This window comes from Sphingomonas glacialis (genome assembly GCF_014653575.1).
GTDB classification, from domain to species: domain Bacteria; phylum Pseudomonadota; class Alphaproteobacteria; order Sphingomonadales; family Sphingomonadaceae; genus Sphingomonas; species Sphingomonas glacialis.
Map to the genome: position 1 here is coordinate 301,860 of NZ_BNAQ01000003.1, position 19,138 is coordinate 320,997.

The 19,138-nt window shown below is 68.8% G+C and carries 16 protein-coding genes; 8 read left to right on the forward strand and 8 right to left on the reverse strand.

The window, feature by feature from the left end; translation table 11 throughout:
• Nucleotides 1-3 precede the first annotated feature (3 nt).
• Nucleotides 4-801 (forward strand): DUF72 domain-containing protein, encoded by a 798-nt coding sequence (locus IE187_RS12110; protein WP_189676471.1) that lies wholly within the window; start codon nucleotides 4-6, stop codon nucleotides 799-801.
• Here the strand turns inward: IE187_RS12110 and IE187_RS12115 are convergent.
• From IE187_RS12115 to hemC, 3 genes are read right to left on the reverse strand one after another with little or no spacing between them, the layout of a single operon-like run.
• A complete protein-coding gene (locus tag IE187_RS12115; RefSeq protein ID WP_229839385.1) occupies nucleotides 798-1,817 on the reverse strand; it encodes a hypothetical protein in 1,020 nt (339 codons plus the stop codon). The genes IE187_RS12110 and IE187_RS12115 overlap by 4 nt on opposite strands.
• A gap of 28 nt (nucleotides 1,818-1,845) precedes the next feature.
• Nucleotides 1,846-2,532, reverse strand: a complete 687-nt coding sequence (locus IE187_RS12120; RefSeq protein ID WP_189676472.1) for a uroporphyrinogen-III synthase — start codon at nucleotides 2,530-2,532, stop codon at nucleotides 1,846-1,848.
• Entirely contained in the window at nucleotides 2,529-3,449 is a 921-nt protein-coding gene (gene hemC, locus IE187_RS12125; RefSeq protein ID WP_189676473.1) for a hydroxymethylbilane synthase, read from the reverse strand. Before hemC ends, IE187_RS12120 begins: the two co-directional genes overlap by 4 nt.
• An 81-nt stretch (nucleotides 3,450-3,530) precedes the next feature.
• On the opposite strand from hemC, the gene tsaD reads away from it, so the two are divergent.
• Genes tsaD through IE187_RS12140 form a run of 3 tightly spaced genes read left to right on the forward strand, consistent with a single transcriptional unit; the run spans nucleotide 3,531 to nucleotide 6,072 of the window.
• Complete coding sequence (gene tsaD, locus IE187_RS12130) at nucleotides 3,531-4,562, forward strand: tRNA (adenosine(37)-N6)-threonylcarbamoyltransferase complex transferase subunit TsaD (protein ID WP_189676474.1); 1,032 nt, start codon at nucleotides 3,531-3,533, stop codon at nucleotides 4,560-4,562.
• Nucleotides 4,559-5,530 carry an NAD(P)H-dependent glycerol-3-phosphate dehydrogenase gene (locus IE187_RS12135; RefSeq protein WP_189676475.1) on the forward strand — a complete coding sequence of 324 codons (972 nt, stop codon included), beginning with the start codon at nucleotides 4,559-4,561 and terminating at the stop codon, nucleotides 5,528-5,530. The genes tsaD and IE187_RS12135 overlap by 4 nt, the downstream gene beginning before the upstream one ends.
• Nucleotides 5,530-6,072, forward strand: a complete 543-nt coding sequence (locus tag IE187_RS12140; protein WP_189676476.1) for a DUF1697 domain-containing protein — start codon at nucleotides 5,530-5,532, stop codon at nucleotides 6,070-6,072. The genes IE187_RS12135 and IE187_RS12140 overlap by 1 nt, the downstream gene beginning before the upstream one ends.
• A 113-nt stretch (nucleotides 6,073-6,185) precedes the next feature.
• Here the strand turns inward: IE187_RS12140 and IE187_RS12145 are convergent, their stop codons facing one another.
• Complete coding sequence (locus tag IE187_RS12145) at nucleotides 6,186-6,365, reverse strand: DUF1674 domain-containing protein (RefSeq protein WP_133191329.1); 180 nt, start codon at nucleotides 6,363-6,365, stop codon at nucleotides 6,186-6,188.
• 95 nt (nucleotides 6,366-6,460) lie between these two features.
• On the opposite strand from IE187_RS12145, the gene IE187_RS12150 reads away from it, so the two are divergent.
• The 4 genes from IE187_RS12150 (at nucleotide 6,461) to purH (ending at nucleotide 11,840) form a co-directional block, all read left to right on the forward strand.
• Entirely contained in the window at nucleotides 6,461-7,735 is a 1,275-nt protein-coding gene (locus tag IE187_RS12150) for an RsmB/NOP family class I SAM-dependent RNA methyltransferase (RefSeq protein ID WP_189676477.1), read from the forward strand.
• 45 nt (nucleotides 7,736-7,780) lie between these two features.
• Entirely contained in the window at nucleotides 7,781-8,443 is a 663-nt protein-coding gene (gene rpe / locus IE187_RS12155) for a ribulose-phosphate 3-epimerase (RefSeq protein ID WP_133191327.1), read from the forward strand.
• Between the two features lie 49 nt (nucleotides 8,444-8,492).
• Nucleotides 8,493-10,205 carry a heparinase II/III family protein gene (locus IE187_RS12160; RefSeq protein ID WP_189676478.1) on the forward strand — a complete coding sequence of 571 codons (1,713 nt, stop codon included), beginning with the start codon at nucleotides 8,493-8,495 and terminating at the stop codon, nucleotides 10,203-10,205.
• Nucleotides 10,206-10,274: 69 nt separating this feature from the next.
• Entirely contained in the window at nucleotides 10,275-11,840 is a 1,566-nt protein-coding gene (gene purH, locus IE187_RS12165; protein WP_189676479.1) for a bifunctional phosphoribosylaminoimidazolecarboxamide formyltransferase/IMP cyclohydrolase, read from the forward strand.
• Here purH and IE187_RS12170 read toward each other — a convergent pair.
• The 4 genes from IE187_RS12170 to nadB all read right to left on the reverse strand — a co-directional run bounded on the left by IE187_RS12170 (nucleotide 11,812) and on the right by nadB (nucleotide 19,047).
• Nucleotides 11,812-13,374: a lipopolysaccharide biosynthesis protein gene (locus IE187_RS12170; RefSeq protein ID WP_189676480.1), complete on the reverse strand. Its 1,563-nt coding sequence runs from the start codon at nucleotides 13,372-13,374 to the stop codon at nucleotides 11,812-11,814. The two genes, purH and IE187_RS12170, sit on opposite strands and share 29 nt — an antisense overlap.
• Complete coding sequence (gene polA, locus IE187_RS12175; protein WP_189676481.1) at nucleotides 13,371-16,127, reverse strand: DNA polymerase I; 2,757 nt, start codon at nucleotides 16,125-16,127, stop codon at nucleotides 13,371-13,373. The genes IE187_RS12170 and polA overlap by 4 nt, the downstream gene beginning before the upstream one ends.
• A 70-nt stretch (nucleotides 16,128-16,197) precedes the next feature.
• The gene (locus tag IE187_RS12180; protein ID WP_229839386.1) at nucleotides 16,198-17,295 is read right to left on the reverse strand and encodes a serine hydrolase; all 1,098 of its coding nucleotides are present in this window, start codon (nucleotides 17,293-17,295) and stop codon (nucleotides 16,198-16,200) included.
• A 150-nt stretch (nucleotides 17,296-17,445) separates the two neighbouring features.
• Nucleotides 17,446-19,047, reverse strand: coding sequence for an L-aspartate oxidase (nadB, locus tag IE187_RS12185; RefSeq protein ID WP_189676482.1), 1,602 nt, complete (start codon nucleotides 19,045-19,047; stop codon nucleotides 17,446-17,448).
• Nucleotides 19,048-19,138: the final 91 nt, after the last annotated feature.

Here is a 19,138-nt window from a genome sequence, read left to right on the forward strand (position 1 = left end):
CCGATGAAACCGGGCGACATCCGCGTCGGCATCGGCGGCTGGACCTACGAGCCGTGGCGCGGCAGTTTCTTCCCCGAGAAATGGCCGCACAAGCGCGAGCTCGATTATGCCGCGAGCAAGCTCACCGCGATCGAAGTCAACGGCACCTATTATTCCTCACAAAAGCCAGCGACCTTCGCATCCTGGGCGAAGGCGGTGCCCGACGGCTTCGTCTTCGCGCTCAAGGCGTCGCGCTATTGCACCAATCGCAAGGTGCTCGCCGAAGCGGGCGAGTCGATCGCGCGCTTTACCGGGCAGGGGATCGTCGAGCTCGGCGATCGGCTCGGGCCGATCCTGTGGCAGTTCATGGCGACCAAGAAATTCGATCCCGACGATTTCGGCGCGTTCCTCAAGCTGCTGCCCGCCAAGCAGGACGGCGTCGCGCTGCGGCACGCGGTTCAGGTCCGCCACGAAAGCTTCCAGACACCCGAATTCGTCGCGCTCGCGCGTGCCGCCGGGGTGGCGATCGTCTATGCCGATTCGACCGACTATCCGGCGATCGCCGATGTGTCGGGGGACTTGGTCTATGCCCGGCTCGAGGCCGCGGTCGAGGAAGAGCCCGCGGGCTATTCGCCCGCTGCGCTCGATCGCTGGGCAAGCGCGGCACGACGCTGGGCCGAGGGCGGTGCGCCCGTCGACTTGCCCTATCTCGCCGACCCAGCGCCAAAGACGCCGCGCGAAACCTTCGTTTTCTTCATCAACGGCGCGAAAGTCCGCGCACCGCATGGTGCGATGGCCTTGATCGAGCGCGTCGGCGCTTAAGGCGTTGCCTCAGCCGGGGTAGCGGGCGCTTGGGCCGGCGCGGCTTGCGGCTGCGGGGCGACGGTATCGACCCCCGGCGCGAGGATCGCCGCGCTCTCGATCGTGTCGAGCGCGCGGCGGACATCGACATAGCGCCGTGCAGCGCTCGTCCAGCGACCGGCCGACGCGACGCCGGGCGTCCGCGACACCTCGGCGAGCGCCGCCTCGACCTTGCCCGCCTCGAGCAACCGCCGCGCGGTCGCGACGCGATCGACCGGCAGCGGCGACGGGCTTCCCGCACGGCGTAAAACGATCAGATGGCCAAGCTCGTCGCGCAGACTTTGCCACCAGCCGTTGCTCGCCGCACCCGTAAGCAGCTCGGGCGTGACGCCATCGAGCCCGGCGCGCAGATCCTCGAGCGTCACCGGCGCGCGTGCCGCCTGGATGATCGTCGCGACCGCAGCAGGCTGCAGCGCGGCGAAGCGCGAGCGCAACTGCCCCTCCAGGAAGCCGAGATTGAGCCCGCGGTCGATCGCACGGCGCGCGGCGAAGGCGATCATCAGCGCCTGGCTGCGCGTCGCATAGGTCGAGGCGCGCTGCGAATCGCGGTCGATCGCCCCCGCGCGCGCTTCGAGCGCGTCGAGCTCGGCGGCGAGCGCGGCCTCGCGCGTCGTCAGCGCAGCGAGTTCGAGCGCGGGCGCCGCAACGGCTGCCTTGTTGGGGACGATGACGAGCGGCGCCTGGCCATTAGCACCGACCGGGACCGTAACCGTGGCGATCGGCTTGGCATCGGTCTTGACGTATTTGACCACGAGCAGCGCGGCGAGCCCCGCGCCGACCAGAAAGGCGATCAGCGCAAGCGCGATCCCCGCGCGCCAGCCGGGTCCGCGCGCGGAGCGCGGCGGGGGTGGGAGTGGGGGCGGCGCGGAAAGCGGCGGCAGCAAGCGCGGTGCGGGTCGGTCGGAGAAAGCCGAATCACGGCTGGGCGATCCGGGCAAAGCGGGATCGGGGACGGGGAGGGCGGGTTCGTCCATCATCGCCTTATCGGGGCGTCGGCGCGGGCGGTCAATCGCCCGTCGCCCTCGGCAAAGCGAGCGTAGCGGCAAACAGTGCCGCATCGTCGGGCGTCGCGGCGGCCACCACGCCGCCCCAGCCCGCGCCGAGCGTCGCGGCAATCGCTGCGCTGAAAGCAGCGATGGCGATGTGCGAGCGCTCGAGCCCGGCCGCTGTCACCAGCGTCTCGAGCCGACGCGCGGCGCGCGCCGAGTGGAGCAAGGCGATCGTCCCGTCGAGCGCGCCAAGCGCGTCGGGCGCGACGGGCACTGCGACGCTTTGATAGACCGGCAGCACGCATGCGATCGCGCCGCCTGCAGCGAGCGTCCGGTCGCGTCCGGTCAGATGCAAGGCCCGGCGGATGCCATGCGCGTGCGCGACCGACGCGATCTGCGCGCCGTCGCCGCTGCCGATGGCCATGACGTCAAACCCCGCGGCGCGCGCCGCAGCGGCGGTATGCGGGCCGACCGCGAGCACCGGCAGGCCCGTCAGCGCAGCAATCCCCGCGCCGCCAAAGCGCAAGGCGTTGGCGCTGGTCAGGATCAGCGCGTCGTGCTGCGCGGGATCGGGGACGTCCCAGTCGAGTGCCTCCACCGCGAACAGCGGCAACGACAGTGTCGCGAATCCAGCCTCGGCGGCGCGCGCGCAGGTCGCGGCATTGCCCGGCTCGGGGCGCAACACCGCGAGCACGCGCGTCACGCCGCGAACAAACGCCGTACCGCCTCGGGCGCCCGCGCGAGCAAATCGGCGGCAAGCCGATCGGCAAACGTCCCGTCGCCGATCGCGCCACGCATCTCGCCGCTCACATGCGCGCTGCCATCCTCGGCAAACAATTCGGCGCGCAGCACGATGCTGTCGCCCTCGAGCGTCGCCAGCGCGGCAACGGGCGAATGGCAGTCGGCCTGCAACGCCGCGAGCAAGCCGCGTTCGACCAGCACGCACAGATGTGTCGCCGCATGGTCGATCGCGCCGAGCCAGTCGCGCATACGGGTATCGTCGGCGCGCGCCTCGATCCCGACTGCGCCTTGCGCGGGTGCGGGAAGCATGACGTCAATCTCGATTCCGACCCCGACGCCCGGGCGCCCGAGCCGGTCTAGCCCGGCTGCCGCAAGCATCGAGGCATCGACCTCGCCCGCGGCGACCTTGGCGAGGCGCGTGTCGACATTGCCGCGGAAGAGGACGGTCTCGAAATCGGGTCGCAGCCGCTTCAATTGCGCGACGCGACGCGGCGAGCTCGTCCCGATCACCGCGCCGGGGCGCAGCGCTTCGATGCTCGGCGCGCCGATCAGCCGGTCGCGAACATCGGCGCGCGGCAGCATCGCGGCGATTGCGATCGCGCTCGGTCGCACCGTCTCGACGTCCTTCATCGAATGCACCGCGAAGTCGATCGCGCCCGACAGCAGCGCGCGGTCGAGCTCCTTGGTCCACAAGGCCTTGCCGCCGATCTCGGCGAGCGCGACGTCCTGGACGCGGTCGCCCGTCGTCTTGATCGGGACGATCTCGATCGCGTCGATCTGCCAGCCATGCGCGGTGCACAGCGCGTCGCGCACCATATTGGCCTGGACGAGCGCGAGCGGCGATCCACGCGTGCCGAGTTTGAGCTGGGGGTGCGTCAAGAAAGTCCCTCCCTTTTTGCGCCACTGTGGCGAAGCGTCTCGGCTTCGACAAGCCGCCTCCAAGCCGCTACAGGCGAGGACATGGCATTGATCCTCGGCCTTGAATCGAGCTGCGACGAAACCGCGGCTTCGCTCGTCACCTCCGACCGCCGCGTCCTCGCGCACCGGCTCGCCGGGCAGGAGGCGGCGCATCGCCCGTTTGGCGGCGTCGTCCCCGAAATTGCCGCGCGCGCGCATGTCGAAGTGCTCGCCCCCTTGGTGGAGGCCGCGCTCGCCGATGCCGGCGTCACGCTCGACCAAGTCGATGCGATCGCGGCGACCGCCGGGCCGGGGCTGATCGGTGGCGTGATGGTCGGGCTCGTCACGGGCAAGGCGCTCGCGCATGCCGCGGGCAAGCCGCTGATCGCGGTCAACCATCTCGAGGGCCATGCGCTCTCGCCGCGGCTGTCGGATCCCGATCTCGCGTTTCCCTATCTGCTGCTGCTCGTCTCGGGCGGACATTGCCAGTTGCTGCTCGTCGAGGGCGTCGCGCGCTATCGCCGGCTCGCGACGACGATCGACGACGCCGCGGGCGAGGCGTTCGACAAGACCGCCAAGGTGCTCGGGCTCGGCTTCCCAGGCGGCCCCGCAGTCGAAGCCGCCGCCGCGCGCGGGCGCCCGATCGTGCCGCTGCCGCGGCCGATGAAGGGCTCGGCCGAGCCGCATTTCTCTTTTGCCGGGCTGAAAAGCGCGGTGGTGCGCGCGCATGACGCCAAGACCTGGGAGGTCGATGACATCGCCGCTTCGTTCCAGGCGGCGGTGGTCGATTGCCTGCTGGACCGGACGATCCGCGCGCTCGACCACGCCGGTGGGGCGACCGCCTTGGTGGTCGCGGGCGGGGTCGCTGCCAACACCGCAGTGCGCACTGCGCTTAGCGGGCTGGCGAGCGACCACGGCCTGCGCTTCGTCGCGCCGCCCTTGTGGCTGTGCACCGACAATGCCGCGATGATCGGCTGGGCGGGGGCGGAGCGCTTCGCCGCCGGTCTCACCGATCCGCTCGATATCGCGCCACGTCCGCGCTGGCCGCTCGATCCGGGCGCCGAGGCTGTGCGTGGGGCGGGGGTGAAGGCATGAAGATCGGGGTCATCGGCGGCGGCGCCTGGGGCACTGCGCTGGCGCAAGTCGCAGCGCGCGGCGGCGCTCCGGTCACGCTATGGGCGCGTGAGAGCGAAGTCGTCGGCGCGATCAACGATGCGCATGAAAATACGCGCTTCCTCGCCGGGGTCGCGCTGTCGCAGTCGATCCGCGCGACCTCCGCGCTGGCCGATCTTGCCGACTGCGACGCGCTGCTGGTCGTCGTGCCGGCACAACATGTCCGCGCGGTGCTGACCGAAACCCCCGTCGGCAAAACGCCACTCGTGCTCTGCGCCAAGGGGATCGAGGCCGGCACGCGGCTGCTCGTCGGCGAAGTCGCGCGGGCGCTGCACCCCGCCGCCCCCATCGCGGTGCTGTCGGGCCCCACCTTCGCGCATGAGGTTGCCGCCGGTCTTCCGACCGCGGTGACGCTTGCATGCGCCGATCCGGCGATCGGCGCGACGCTCGCCGATCGCCTCGCCGGACCGAATTTCCGACCCTATGCGTCGGATGACGTCATCGGTGCGGAGATCGGCGGCGCGGTCAAGAACGTGCTCGCGATCGCGTGCGGCGTGGTCGAGGGCGCGGGGCTCGGGCAGAATGCGCGCGCCGCGCTGATCGCGCGCGGTTTCGCCGAGATGACGCGCTTCGGCGTCGCACGCGGCGCGCAGATCGAGACGCTGAGCGGGCTATCGGGGCTCGGCGATCTCGTGCTGACCTGCTCGTCGACCGCATCGCGCAATTTCTCGCTCGGGCTTGGGCTGGGGCAGGGCAAGCGCGCCGCCGACCTGCTGTCCGATCGGCTGACCGTCGCCGAGGGCGCCTTCACCGCGCCGGTGCTGCGCGAGGCGGCAGCCGAGGCTGGCGTCGACATGCCGGTGGTCGAGGCGGTGTGTGCCTTGCTCGACGGCGCCGAGGTCCAGGCGGTGATCGGGGCGCTGCTCGCCCGCCCGTTGACGCGCGAGTGATGCGCTGGGCGGCATTGCTCAAGGGGGTCAACCTCAACGGGCGCAAGCTGCCGATGGCGGATTTGAAGGCGCTGGTCGAAGCGCTGGGCTATCGTGAGGTGGCAACGCTGCTCGCCTCGGGCAATGTCGTGTTCGCGTGCGACGAGACCGACGGCGCCAAGGTCGAGTCGAGACTCGAGACCGCGTTGGCCGCTTATGGCCTCGAGACTGACGTCATCGTCCGCAGCGCCGCCGATTTGCAGGCGGTCATCGCTGCCAATCCGTTTCCAGAAGCGACGCTCACGCGACCGAATCATGTCGTGGTGCTGTTTCACCGCGACTCGATGCCGACCGATCTGCCCGATGCGCTGCCCGATCTTTATCAGGGCCGCGAGACGGTCGTGGCGCAGGGTCGCGAGCTCTACGTCGATTATATCGACGGGATCGGCGCGTCGAAGCTCCCGCAGGCGATGGCGAAGCTCAAATTTCCCAAGCTCGCAACCGCGCGAAATTGGAACACCGTCGTCAAGCTGGCGGCGTTGCTAAAGCATCCGCACGTCTAACGCCCCGTCACCCTCGCGAAGGCGAGGGTCCCGCTTCTTCTCCTCAGCGGGGGAACAGGCAGCGGGATCCCCGCTTTCGCGGGGATGACGGACGGAGTGGGCGATCGTGCCGCTCAGAAATCGATCGCGATGCCCTTCATTTCCCAATCGCCGTAACGCGTCGGGTCGAGCCCATCGGGGTCGCCTTTCACACTTTGCCCCTTGGGCGCGAGCGGGACGGAATCGGGTTCGGGCACCGGCGGACTCTTGCTGAGATAGGCGGGTGGCTTCACATGCGGCGGGCGAACGGCCATGGAGTGTCCTTGATGCACGACAGGTGCGCCCCCGCTACATCGGCGGCCTTTAGACAGAGTTCAAGCTTTTGACCCTTCCGCCGCCACGTCGCTACATGCCGAAACCCGAACCGGTCGATCCGCCCGGTGTCCCCGCACGGCGTGCCGCGCTGCGTTTGCTCGACGCCGTGCTGCGCCAAGGCCTCCCGCTCGAAGCCGCGATCGGCCGCGCCACCGCCGGGATCGAGCGCAGCGACGACCGCGCGCTTGCCCATGCGATCGCCGCCGAAGTGCTGCGCCGCCTCCCCGATCTCGATGCGCTGATCGACTCGGCGACCAAGACTCGGCTGCCCGATGACGCCAAGGCGCGTTTCGCGCTGCGCATCGCTTTGGTGCAGGCGCTGTCGCTCGGCACGCCGCCGCATGCCGCGATCTCGACCGTGCTGCCGCTCGTCGATGGCGGTCCACGCAAGCTCGTCCACGGCGTGTTCGGCACGCTGATGCGCGGCGGCGATCAGTTGCCCGAACAGCCGACCTTGCCCGATCCGGTCGCGATCCGCTGGCACGCCGCCTGGGGCGACGACGGCATCGAAGCCGCCGAGCGCGCGATGGCCGCCCCGCCGCCGCTCGACCTGACGCTCGCCGACCCAGCGACGACCGATGCGATGGCCGAAACGCTCGGCGGCGTATCTCTGCTGCCGGGGCATGTCCGCTTGCCTTCGGCGCATGTGCCCGAGCTGCCGGGCTTCGAGGAGGGCAGCTGGTGGGTGCAGGACATCGCCGCCTCGCTCCCGGCGCGGCTGCTTGGCAAGGGGCCGGGCAGCGTGCTCGACCTGTGCGCCGCGCCGGGCGGCAAGACGATGCAGCTTGCGAGCGCCGCCTGGAGCGTCACCGCGATCGATTCGTCGGAAAGTCGTCTTGCGCGACTTCACGAAAATCTCGAGCGCACGCACCTCACCGCCACCGTGATCACCGCCGACCTGCTGCTGTGGTCGCCGCCGGCACCCGTGGATGCGGTGCTGCTCGATGCGCCGTGCAGCGCGACGGGCATCTTCCGCCGTCACCCCGACGTGCTCCACCGCGTGCGCCCGTCGCAGATCGCCGAGCTGGCCGCGCTGCAGGCGAAACTGCTCGCGCGCGCCGCCGATTGGGTCAGGCCCGGCGGCACGCTGGTCTTCGCGACCTGCTCGCTCGAACCCGCCGAGGGCGAGGCGCAGCTCACCAAATTCCTCGCCGCCCGCCCCGACTACAGCATCGTCCCCGTGGCGCAGGACGAACTGCCGGCAGGGATCGTCCCCACTCCCGGCGGCTGGGTGCGGACCTTGCCCGGCATGATCGATCCTGGTGGCAATGACGGCTTCTTCATCGCGCGCCTGCGCCGACAGGGTTAAGCGTTGCTTGCCCACGCCTGCGACCATGCTAGAGGCTAAACGACCATGAGCCAGCTTCCCGTCCGCATCGCCCCGTCGATCCTCTCCGCCGATTTTGCCAAGCTTGGCGAGGAGGTCCGCGCGATCGATCTCGCCGGCGCCGACTGGATCCATGTCGACGTGATGGACGGGCATTTCGTCCCCAACATCTCGATCGGGCCGGGCGTGGTGAAGGCGATCCGCCCGCACACGACCAAGCCGCTCGACGTCCATCTGATGATCGCGCCGGTCGACGCCTATCTCGAGGCGTTCGCCGAGGCCGGCGCCGACACGATCAGCATCCATGTCGAGGCCGGGCCGCACACGCATCGCAGCCTCCAGCACATCCGCCAGCTCGGCAAGCGCGCGGGCGTCGTGCTCACGCCGCAAACGCCCGCCAAGGCGCTCGACTATCTGCTCGAGGAAGTCGATCTGGTGCTGGTGATGAGCGTCAATCCCGGTTTCGGCGGGCAGGCGTTCATCGAAAGTTCGCTGCGCAAGATCGAGGCGATCCGCAAGATGATCGACAAGGGCGGCTACAGCGTCGATCTCGAAGTCGATGGCGGGATCGACCACGCCACCGCCCCACGCGCGATCGCCGCCGGGGCCGATGCGCTGGTCGCGGGCACGGCGACCTTCCGTGGCGGACCCGATGCGTACGCCGCCAACATCGCGGCCTTGCGTGGTTAGGAGCCGCGATCTGCCCCCGCTCGGCTCGCCGGCAGCGACGGATGAGGACATGCTGCGCGACAGCATCGACGAGGGCAAGCGGCTCGTCCGGCTGGGAGGAGACAAGGGATTGTCGCTCGCCGAACGCCTCTCGGAGCGCTTTCACCGGCTGACCTGGAGCACGCCGATCCACGGGATGCGGCTGAAAGGCCGCCATCCGCTCAAGCTCACCGCAGTCCCCGACGACCCCTTCTTGGGCGACGTCAAGCGCGGGAAGGCGTTGCTCGAGGGCACGCTGACCTTCCGCGGCGAAAGCCGCGAGATCGCGACGCTCGATCTCGCCAAGCCCGATTTTTCGCGCGCCTTCAGCGACTATCTCCACAGCTTCGCCTGGCTGCGCGATCTCTCGACCGTCGCGACGCGCGCGCAGGCGACGCCGATCGCCGAAGCGCTGATGCGCAAATGGCTCGCGGTCCATGCCGAGAAGATCAGCGAACCCGCGTGGCGCGCCGATCTGTGGGGTCGCCGGATCCTGTTCTGGACGGCGCACGCCCCGCTGATCCTGTCGTCGGCCGATCTCGTCTATCGCAGCAGCGTGCTCAACACGCTCGCGCGCGGCGCACGGCATATCGATCGCGGCGCCGAAAAGGTCGCGCCTGGCGCACCGCGCATCGCGGCACTGTGCGGCGTCGTCGCGGCGGGCTTGCTGATCGCCGGCGGCGATCCGCGCCGCGCCGCGGTCGAGGCGGCGCTCGCCAAGGGGCTCGCGGTGTCGATCTTCGAGGATGGCGGCAATGTCGCACGCTCGCCATCGGCGCAAGTCGACATGGTGATGCTGCTCACCGCCTTGCGCGAAGTGTATGCCGCGCGCCAGATCGAGGCTCCCGCCTGCATCGCGAGCGCACTGGCGTCGCTGATGCCGGCATTGCTCGGCATCTGTCACGGCGACCGCGATGTCAGCAGTTGGCAGGGCGGCGGGCCGATCGGCGCCGATACGCTCGACCAGATCATCGCCGCCTCGGGTGTGCGCACGCGCCCGCTGCGCCAGGCGCGCGACTGGGGCTATCAGCGGCTCGCCGCGGGCAATGTCGTGGCGATCGTCGACGCCGCCCCGCCGCCGATCGCGCGGCTGGTCGAGGGCGGTTGCGCCTCGACGCTGGCGTTCGAACTGTCCGACGGGGCCAACCGCATCGTCGTCAATTGCGGCGGCGCGCGGACCGGGGTCTTCCAGCTTCCGCCCGCGCTCGCCGAGGGCTTGCGCACCACCGCGGCGCATTCGACGCTGATCGTCGGCGACAGCAATTCGACCGCGATCCATGCCGACGGCACGCTCGGTCGCGGTGTCGGCGAAGTCGAGCTCGCGCGCCAGGAGAGCGATGCCGGCAGCCGGATCGAGGCGAGCCATGACGGCTATGCGCGCCGCTTCGGCTTCCTCCACCGCCGCCAGATGACGCTGACTCGCGACGGCGCCGAGCTGCGCGGCGAGGACATGCTGCTGCCCGCGTCCAAGCGCCGCAAGCTGACCGCGACGGGCTTTGCGATCCGCTTCCATCTCGGGCTCGGCATCCAGGTCTCGCCGACCGCCGATGGCCTTGCCGCTTTGCTGCGGCTGCCCGGCGGCGGTCTGTGGCAGTTCCGCTGCCGCGGCGGGATGCTGGCGGTCGAGGAAAGCGTGTGGATCGACGCCGAGGGACGCCCGCGTGCGACGATGCAGCTCGTCGTCAGCGGCGAATCGCCCGCGGGCGGGGCGAACGTCAGCTGGGCGTTCAAGCGCGCCGGTTAAGCCATGCTAGGTTGAATCTTGGGGGGTGAGCGGGCAGGGGACGCGCGAACGTTCCCCGGAGCCTGCCCCATGACCGATATCCCCATCCGCCGCGCGCTTCTCTCGGTTTCCGACAAGACCGGGATCGTCGATCTCGCACGCGGTCTTGCCGACCACGGCGTCGAACTGGTGTCGACCGGCGGCACCGCCAAGGCGCTGCGCGATGCCGGGCTCGCCGTCCGCGACATCAGCGAGCTGACGGGTTTCCCGGAGATGATGGACGGTCGCGTCAAGACGCTGCACCCCAACGTCCATGGCGGCTTGCTCGCGGTGCGCGACGATGCGGCGCATGTCGCGTCGATGGAGGAACACGGGATCGGCGCGATCGATCTCGTCGTCGTCAATCTCTACCCGTTCGAAGCGACCGTCGCCAAGGGCGCCGAGCGCGACGAGGTGATCGAGAATATCGACATCGGCGGCCCGTCGATGGTGCGCTCGGCCGCGAAGAACCACGCCTTCGTCGCGATCGTCACCGATCCGGCCGATTACGCGTTGGTGTCGGGCGGCAGCACGACGCTCGCCGACCGCCGCAAGCTCGCCACCAAGGCCTATGCCACGACTGCCGCCTATGACGGCGCGATCGCGACCTGGTTCGGCACGGTCGATCAGGGCGAGGCTTTCCCGGAAACGCTGCCGATCACGCTCAAGCGCGGCCCCGAACTGCGCTATGGCGAGAACCCGCATCAGTCCGCGGCGTTCTACACGTCGGGCGGCACCGCCGCACGCGGCATCGGTCAGGCGCGGCAAGTGCAGGGCAAGGCGCTCAGCTACAACAACCTTAACGACGCCGACGCGGCGCTCGACCTCGTCAGCGAATTCCGCGATGCCGCGCCGACCTGCGTCATCGTCAAGCACGCCAATCCGTGCGGCGTCGCGACCGGCGCGTCGCTCGCCGAAGCGTATGAGGCCGCCTTCGCCTGCGACACCGTCTCGGCGTTCGGTGGGATCATCGCACTCAACCGCCCGCTCGACGGTGCGACGGCGCGCGCGATCGCGGGGATCTTCACCGAGGTCGTCGTCGCGCCCGATGCCGACGAGGAAGCGCAGGCGATCTTCGCCGCCAAGAAGAATTTGCGCCTGCTGCTGACCGGAGAACTTCCCGATCCCGCGCGCGCCGGCCTGCTGGCGAAGGCCATCACGGGCGGCTGGCTCGTCCAGACGCGCGACAATGCCAGCAATCCCGAATTGAAGGTCGTCACCAAGCGCGCGCCGACCGAGCAGGAGCTGATCGACTGCCGCTTCGCCTGGACGATCGCCAAGCACGTCAAGTCGAACGCGATCGTCTATGCCAAGGACGGCAGCACCGCCGGGATCGGCGCGGGGCAAATGAACCGCCTCGAATCGGCACGCATCGCCGCATGGAAGGCGAAGGACGCCGCCGACAAGGCGGGCTGGCCGACCCCGCGCACGATCGGCTCGGCAGTCGCCTCGGACGCCTTCTTCCCCTTCGCCGACGGCTTGCTCGCCGCGGTCGAGGCAGGCGCCACTGCGGTGATCCAACCCGGCGGCTCGATCCGCGACGACGAGGTGATCGCCGCTGCCGACGCGGCCGGCCTCGCGATGGTGTTTACCGGGGTACGCCACTTCCGGCACTGAGCCCGGGGACGGGCAAGGCGGGCGTCTCGCCCGCCTTGCGCCGGAACAGCGCGCGATCCTCGGGCCGCGCTGCCCAGCGATACAGCACGAACAGATAGACCCCGGCGATCGCAGGGACGCCGATCGCGAGTTCGGCCCATTCGAAGCGGTGCGGCAACAGCGTGAAGCCGAACCCGACCGTCCCCGCCGCGAGCACCGCCCACAGCATCGGCAGACGCCATCCGGCGACGCCCGCGCCGAGCAGCCGCGACAGATAGGTCGATTTGATGATCGACGTGATCCCGACTGAGACGAACAGCGCCACCGCCGGCCCCGCCGCCTGATACGCGACCGGCCAGCCGATCCATTGCATGGCGAAGATCAGCGCGAAGCTGAGCACGACCTGGAACAGCAACATCCCAATCGAGATCGCGACGTTCTGCACGCGCGCGATATAGACGAGCGCCGATTCGCACACCGCCCCGGTCGAGGCTGCGGCTTCGGCGAGCAACAGGAAGGCGAGCGCCGCGGTCCCGGCGACGAATTGCGGGCCGACGGTCCCCATCACCGCTTCGCCCGGGATCGAGCCCATCAAGGCCAAGCCCGTCTGCGCGGCAAGGATCCAGAACCCGACCTGGCGGACCTGGCTCGCGACGCCCGCGGTGTCGCCGCGAGCGAGGCTCGAGGTGATCACGGGGCCGAGGATCGGGTCGAAGCTCGTCTTGAGTTTGCCCGGGATCGAGGCGACTTGCTGCGCCATCCAGTAGATGCCGACGATTCGCGGCTCGAACATCAGGAACAGGATCGAGCGGTCGACATTGCGCGTCCCCCATTCGAGCGCATCGGCGCCCGCGAGCGGCGCATTGCGGCGGATCAGCGCGAAGGTGCGCCCGGGGTGCAGCCGCCAGCCGGTCGGGCGGCCATAGCTGCGCAGGAACGGCACGATCGACGCGACGAGCGCGGCGGCCATCGACAGCATGTAGGCGAGCACCAGCCCGTCATGCGGCGCGATCGGATAGAGCAGCCCCGCCGCGATCGAGATCGTCCACGGCTCGATCACTGCGCGCGCGGTGACCGTCGCCTGGACGTTGCGGCGATAGGCGAGCGCGGCGAGCATGATGTCCGACCACGCGCTCGCAACGATGATGCATGGCAGGAAGCGCTCGAGCGCCGAGGGATTGCCGCCATGGAACATCACGTCGGGCATCAGCAGCAGGATCCCGCTCGCGCAGCCCGAGGCAATCGCCGCGACGACGAGGCAATCCCACACGATTTGAACATGCGGCCGCGCACTCTCCAAAATCGCGAGCGCGAGTCCGCGCTTCAACCCGAAGGTCGCGAGCAACGCCGCGACCTCGACGAACAGCACCGCGCGCGCGAAGGTGCCGAGCGTGTCGGGACCGTAGAGCCGCCCGGCGATAAACAGGAACGGCAGCCGCGCGACGAGCCGCATCACGAAGCCGATGATGTTGGTCCGCCCACCCTTGGCGAGCGCATCGATCTCTTCGGTAGTTCGCCCGCTCGCCGTCGGCTCGAAGCCAGTCGTCGTCGTCAATGCGCCGCGCCCCAGCTCAGGCCTGTGCCGATCTCGATGCCGAGCGGCACGCTGAGCACGATTGCCGGTTCGGCAGCGCTCGCCATGACATGCTCGATCACGGGCTTGGCCGCGGCGACATCGCCCTCGGGCAATTCGAACACGAGTTCGTCGTGGACCTGCAGCAACATCCGCACATGCCCGAGCCCGGCGGCCTCGAGCGCGGGCCCCATCCGCACCATCGCACGCTTGATGATATCGGCCGAAGTGCCCTGGATCGGCGCGTTGATCGCGGCGCGCTCGGCGCCCTGGCGCTCGTGCTGGAGCTTCGACGTGATCCGCGGGAAGTGCGTCTTCCGCCCGAACAGCGTCGCGGTGTAGCCCGTCTCGCGGACGAACTCGGTGGTCGCCGCGATATAGTTGCGGATGCCCGGGAAGCGCTCGAAATAGCGATCGATCATCGCCTGCGCTTCGTCGGCGGTCACATCGAGCCGCCCCGCCAGCCCCCAGCGGCTGATGCCGTAGAGGATCGCGAAGTTGATCGTCTTCGCCCGCCCGCGCGTATCGCGATTGACCTCGCCGAACAGCTCCATCGCGGTGAGGCTGTGGATGTCGTCGCCATTGGCGAACGCGGCCTTCAGCGCGGGGACGTCGGCCATGTGCGCGGCGAGCCGCAGCTCGATCTGCGAATAGTCGGCGGCGAGCAGGACGTTGCCCGGCTCGGCGACGAACGCGTCGCGGATCTGGCGGCCGATCTCGGTGCGGATCGGGATGTTCTGAAGATTCGGGTCGGTCGAGGACAACCGCCCGGTCTGCGCGCCGGTCAGCGAATAGGACGTGTGGACGCGCCCGGTCGCGGGGTTGATCTGCGCCTGGAGCGCATCGGTATAGGTCGATTTGAGCTTCGACAGCTGGCGCCACTCGAGCACCTTCGTCGCGATGTCCTTGCCGGGCGAATCCTTGTCGGCAGCGATCCGCTCGAGCTCGGTCACGTCGGTCGAATAGACGCCCGACTTGCCCTTGCGGCCGCCCTTGATCCCCATCCGCTCGAACAGCACGTCGCCCAATTGCTTCGGGCTGCCGATCGTGAAGGCGCCGCCCGCGAGCGCGTGGATCTCGACTTCGAGCGCGCCGATCTGCTGCGCGAAATCGTTCGACAGGCTGCTGAGCTTTTCGCGATCGACCTTGATGCCGTGCATCTCCATCTGCGCGATAACGGGCGCAAGCGGGCGATCGACCATCTCGTAGATGCGCGTCGCGCTCTCGGCGACGAGCCGCGGCTTGAAGCGCCGCCACAACCGCAACGTGACGTCGGCATCCTCGGCGGCGTAGCGTGTCGCCGCATCGAGATCGACTTCGTTGAAGCTGCGCTGCGACTTGCCGACGCCGACGACGTCCTTGAACGCGATGCAGCTGTGCGAGAGATGCGTCGCGGCGAGCTCGTCCATGCTGTGACCATGCAGGCCGGCATCGAGGTCGAAGCTCATCAGGATCGTGTCGTCATGCGGCGCAACCCCGACGCCGAGGCGTCCGAGCACGATCATGTCGTATTTGAGGTTATGCCCGATCTTGAGCACCGCAGGGTCCTCGAACAGCGGTTTCAGCTTGGCGAGCGCGACATCGCGGTCGAGCTGCACCGGCGTCTCGGCGAACAGCCCCGATCCGCCATGTGCGAGCGGAATGTAGCATGCCTTGTTGGGCTGGAGCGCCATGCTCACCCCGACCAGTTCGGCGCGCGTCGCGTCGATGCCGGTCGTCTCGGTATCGATCGCGATCCAGCCCTGGTGGCGCGCCGCGGCGATCCAGCTGTCGAGTGCGGCTTCGTCGACCACGGTCTCGTAGCCGTCATGGTCGCACGGCGGATCCTGCTCGGTCGGCACCGACTTCGGCGCGGGTACCGGCGCATCGGCGACCGCCGACAGCTTGGCGAGCAGCGAGCGGAAGCCGTGATGTTCCAAGAACGCGCGCAAAGGGGCGTCGGGAATGCCCTTGAGCTCGAGATCCTCGAGCGGCTCGGGCAGCGCGACGTCGCATTTCAGCGTCACGAGTTCCTTCGACAGTCGCGCCATCGCGACATGTTCGATGAGGTTGTCGCGCAGCTTGCCTGCCTTCATTCCCGGCGCGGCGGCGAGCACCGCTTCGAGATCGCCATGCTCGAGGATCAGCTTGGCAGCGGTCTTGGGGCCGACGCCGGGTACGCCCGGCACGTTATCGACGCTGTCGCCCATCAGCGCGAGCACGTCGCCGAGCTGCGCCGGCGTGATGCCGTGGAATTTCTCCGCGACATGCTCGGCGCCAAGGCGCCGGTTGTTCATCGTGTCGTACATGTCGAGACCGGGCTCGATCAGCTGCATCAGATCCTTGTCGGACGAGACGATCGTCACTTCCCACCCCTGCGCGAGCGCGGCGCGCGAATAGCAGGCGATGATGTCGTCGGCCTCCAATCCCTCGGTCTCGATGCACGGCAGCGAGAAGGCGCGCGTCGCATCGCGGATCATCGGGAATTGCGGGACGAGATCCTCGGGCGGCGGCGGGCGCTGCGCCTTGTACTGGTCGTACAGCTCGTTGCGAAAGGTCTTCGACGATTTGTCGAGAATCACCGCCATATGCGTAGGGCCGTCGGCGGCATGGACTTCGTCGGCGAGCTTCCACAGCATCGTCGTATAGCCATAGACCGCGCCGACCGGCTCGCCATGCTTGTTGGTGAGCGGGGGAAGGCGGTGATAGGCGCGGAAAATGTATCCCGAGCCATCGACAAGATAGAGATGCGGCATTTGGCGGGGATAGCCCAAGCTTGGGGAAGCACAAAGCCCCCGCGTCACGCCATTCGCCGCTTATGCGCGGTTAGCCGCGATGGTTCGCAACGACGCTCGCCACCACCGCCTGCATCAACGCCTGGCGCGCCGGGATCGGGCGCGGCGTGTCGCCGATCATGATCGCGATCGCGTAGCTGCTGCCGTCGGGCGCCATCAGCAAGCCGACATCGTTATAGCCCGCGGTCCGCCCGGCGAGATCCTGCCCCGTGCCGGTCTTGTGGCCGAAGCTCCACCCCGGCGGCACCGCGCCGCGCATCCGCTGCTTGCCGGTGTGCGACGATTCCATCGTGCCGATCAGATACCGCGTCGACTCGGGCGAGAGCAGATCGCCGCGCTTCAACCGTGCAAGCGCACCGGCGATCGCCATCGGCGCGGCACCGTCCGGCGGATCGGCGACATAGCGCTCGAACGCGGCGACCCGGTCGGCGCGCGGCAGCCGGTTGCGCGCCAGCGCGAAGCCATTGCCGAACGCGTAGGACGGCTGCCACACCAGCCCCGCCGTCTGGCTTTGCAGCAAACGCTCGCCCGGGCCGAAGCGGATGTCGCCCAGGCCCTTGCGCTGAATGAAGTCGCGCACCGCATTCGGCCCGCCGACATAGCGCAGCAGCCGGTCGTTGGCGGTGTTGTCGCTCATCGTCAGCGCACGCTGGAGCAATTCGCCGACGGTCGTCGGATAGCCCTGATCGCCCTTGATCAGCGCGGCGATCGGCTGGTGGAACAGCGTGATATCGTCGCGGTACAGCGTCACCGGATCGGTCAGCCTGAGCCGCCCGCGGTCGCGATAGTCGAGCACCGTCATCGCCACCCACAATTTGCTGACGCTTTGCTGCGGCAGCAACTGGTCGCCGCCGGTATCGACCGACCAGCCGCGTTCGATGCTCCGCACCGCGATCCCGACGCGACCGTCGAACTGCCGCGCGAGCATCGCGACGTTGGCGACCAACGCCGATGGCGCGGAAACCGCCCGCGGGGCGGGCTGCGGGGCCGTCAGCGCCACCGTCCCGGGCGCAGCCGGCACGACGCGCGCGAGATGGACATTGGCGTCCTGTCCGCACGCGCACACAGCGGCGGTCAGGAGCAACGCGGCGGCAGGCTTGGGAAATCGATAGGGAAGGATACGCAACACCGTCTTTCGTCCCGCTACTCAAACCCACGTTCGATCATGGCGGTAAGGCCAGATTGTGGTGGGGATATCCCCCGCCCCCCACGCTTGCGACGAAGCGTCGGGCATGCGGGACAAGACGATATCGCAGTGGGACCTGTCTATTCCGTGGATTTACGGAACCAAGATGGTGTCGACCGCCTCGGGCAGCAAGTCGGGATAGTCGAGCGTGTAGTGCAGGCCCCGCGATTCATGGCGGTGCAAGGCTGAACGAACAATCAGTTCGGCGGTCTGGAGCAGATTGCGCAGCTCGATCAGATCGGGCGTCACGCGGAAATGGCCGTAATAGTCGTTCACTTCATCGGTCAGCATGCGGATGCGATGCTGCGCGCGCTCGAGCCGCTTGGTCGTGCGCACGATCCCGACATAATTCCACATGAAGCGCCGGATCTCGGTCCAGTTCTGCTTGATGACGACCTCCTCGTCCGAATCCTCGACGCGGCTCTCGTCCCACGCTCGGATCGGCGGCGGGGCGGGAAGTTCGTCCCAATGCTCGGCGATATGGTTGGCGCACGCCTCGCCGAAGACGAAGCATTCGAGCAGCGAGTTGGAGGCGAGGCGGTTGGCGCCGTGAAGTCCGCTCTCGCTGCACTCGCCCGCGGCATAGAGGCCGGGCAGGTCGGTGCGCCCGTCGAGATCGACCACCACGCCGCCACACGTATAGTGTTGCGCCGGCACCACCGGGATCGGATCCTTGGTCATGTCGATGCCGAGGCCGAGCAGCTTTTCGTGTATGTTGGGGAAGTGCTCGCGGATGAACGCTTCGCCCTTGTGGCTGATGTCGAGATGGACATAGTCGAGCCCGAGGCGCTTGATCTCATGATCGATCGCACGCGCCACGACATCGCGCGGCGCGAGTTCCAAGCGCGGGTCGAAATCGGGCATGAAGCGATAGCCCGTTTCGGGGATCAGCAGATGCCCGCCCTCGCCGCGCACCGCTTCGGTGATCAGGAAATTCTTGACCTCGAGATTGTAGAGGCAAGTCGGGTGGAACTGCATCATCTCCATGTTCGAGACGCGGCAGCCCGCGCGCCACGCCATCGCGATGCCGTCGCCGGTCGCGCCGCGTGGTGCGGTCGAGAAGAGATAGGTGCGGCCCGCCCCGCCGGTCGCGAGGATCGTCGCGCGCGCGGTGTAGACCTCGACACGGCCGGTCGCGCGGTTGACGGCGTAGACGCCCCAGACATGGCCCGCGCCCGAATAGCGCTCCTCGTGCTTGCCCGTGGCGAGGTCGATCGCGACCATATCGGGGACGAGCGTAATGTTGGGATGATCGGTCGCGGCGCGCTGCAGCGCTTCCTGCACCGCCCAGCCCGTCGCATCGGCGACGTGGACGATGCGGCGGTGGCTATGCCCGCCCTCGCGGGTGAGGTGGAGCGCATTCCCCTCGGTCGCGAACGGAACGCCGAGTTCCTCGAGCCGCGCGATTGCGGCGGGCGCCTGCGTCACGACGAACTCGACCGTCGCGCGGTCGTTGAGCCCGGCGCCGGCGATCATCGTGTCCTCGATATGGCTCTCGAACGTATCGCCTTCCTCGAGCACCGCGGCGATCCCGCCCTGCGCCCAGGCGGTCGACCCCTCGTTCATCGCGCCCTTGGCGAGCACGGTGACCTTGAAGCGATCGGCGAGATTGAGCGCGGCGGTGAGGCCGGCGGCGCCGGAGCCGATGATGAGGACGTCAGAGGTCTTGGTTTCGGGCACGCGCGTCTCTCTCATACCGTCGCCCCGGCGGAGGCGGGGGCGGCTCTGTTAGATGCGCGTCGCTGGCGTCTTGCGCAAACGCCAGCGGCCCCGGCCTCCGCCGGGG

What these genes read in the sequence shown, in the direction of transcription:
- IE187_RS12110 (WP_189676471.1), top strand. Translation starts at nt 4, where the DNA reads ATGAAACCGGGCGACATCCGCGTCGGCATCGGCGGCTGGACCTACGAG.
- IE187_RS12115 (WP_229839385.1), bottom strand. Translation starts at nt 1,817, where the DNA reads ATGATGGACGAACCCGCCCTCCCCGTCCCCGATCCCGCTTTGCCCGGA.
- tsaD (WP_189676474.1), top strand. Translation starts at nt 3,531, where the DNA reads ATGGCATTGATCCTCGGCCTTGAATCGAGCTGCGACGAAACCGCGGCT.
- IE187_RS12135 (WP_189676475.1), top strand. Translation starts at nt 4,559, where the DNA reads ATGAAGATCGGGGTCATCGGCGGCGGCGCCTGGGGCACTGCGCTGGCG.
- IE187_RS12140 (WP_189676476.1), top strand. Translation starts at nt 5,530, where the DNA reads ATGCGCTGGGCGGCATTGCTCAAGGGGGTCAACCTCAACGGGCGCAAG.
- IE187_RS12145 (WP_133191329.1), bottom strand. Translation starts at nt 6,365, where the DNA reads ATGGCCGTTCGCCCGCCGCATGTGAAGCCACCCGCCTATCTCAGCAAG.
- IE187_RS12150 (WP_189676477.1), top strand. Translation starts at nt 6,461, where the DNA reads ATGCCGAAACCCGAACCGGTCGATCCGCCCGGTGTCCCCGCACGGCGT.
- rpe (WP_133191327.1), top strand. Translation starts at nt 7,781, where the DNA reads ATGAGCCAGCTTCCCGTCCGCATCGCCCCGTCGATCCTCTCCGCCGAT.
- IE187_RS12160 (WP_189676478.1), top strand. Translation starts at nt 8,493, where the DNA reads ATGCTGCGCGACAGCATCGACGAGGGCAAGCGGCTCGTCCGGCTGGGA.
- purH (WP_189676479.1), top strand. Translation starts at nt 10,275, where the DNA reads ATGACCGATATCCCCATCCGCCGCGCGCTTCTCTCGGTTTCCGACAAG.
- polA (WP_189676481.1), bottom strand. Translation starts at nt 16,127, where the DNA reads ATGCCGCATCTCTATCTTGTCGATGGCTCGGGATACATTTTCCGCGCC.
- nadB (WP_189676482.1), bottom strand. Translation starts at nt 19,047, where the DNA reads ATGAGAGAGACGCGCGTGCCCGAAACCAAGACCTCTGACGTCCTCATC.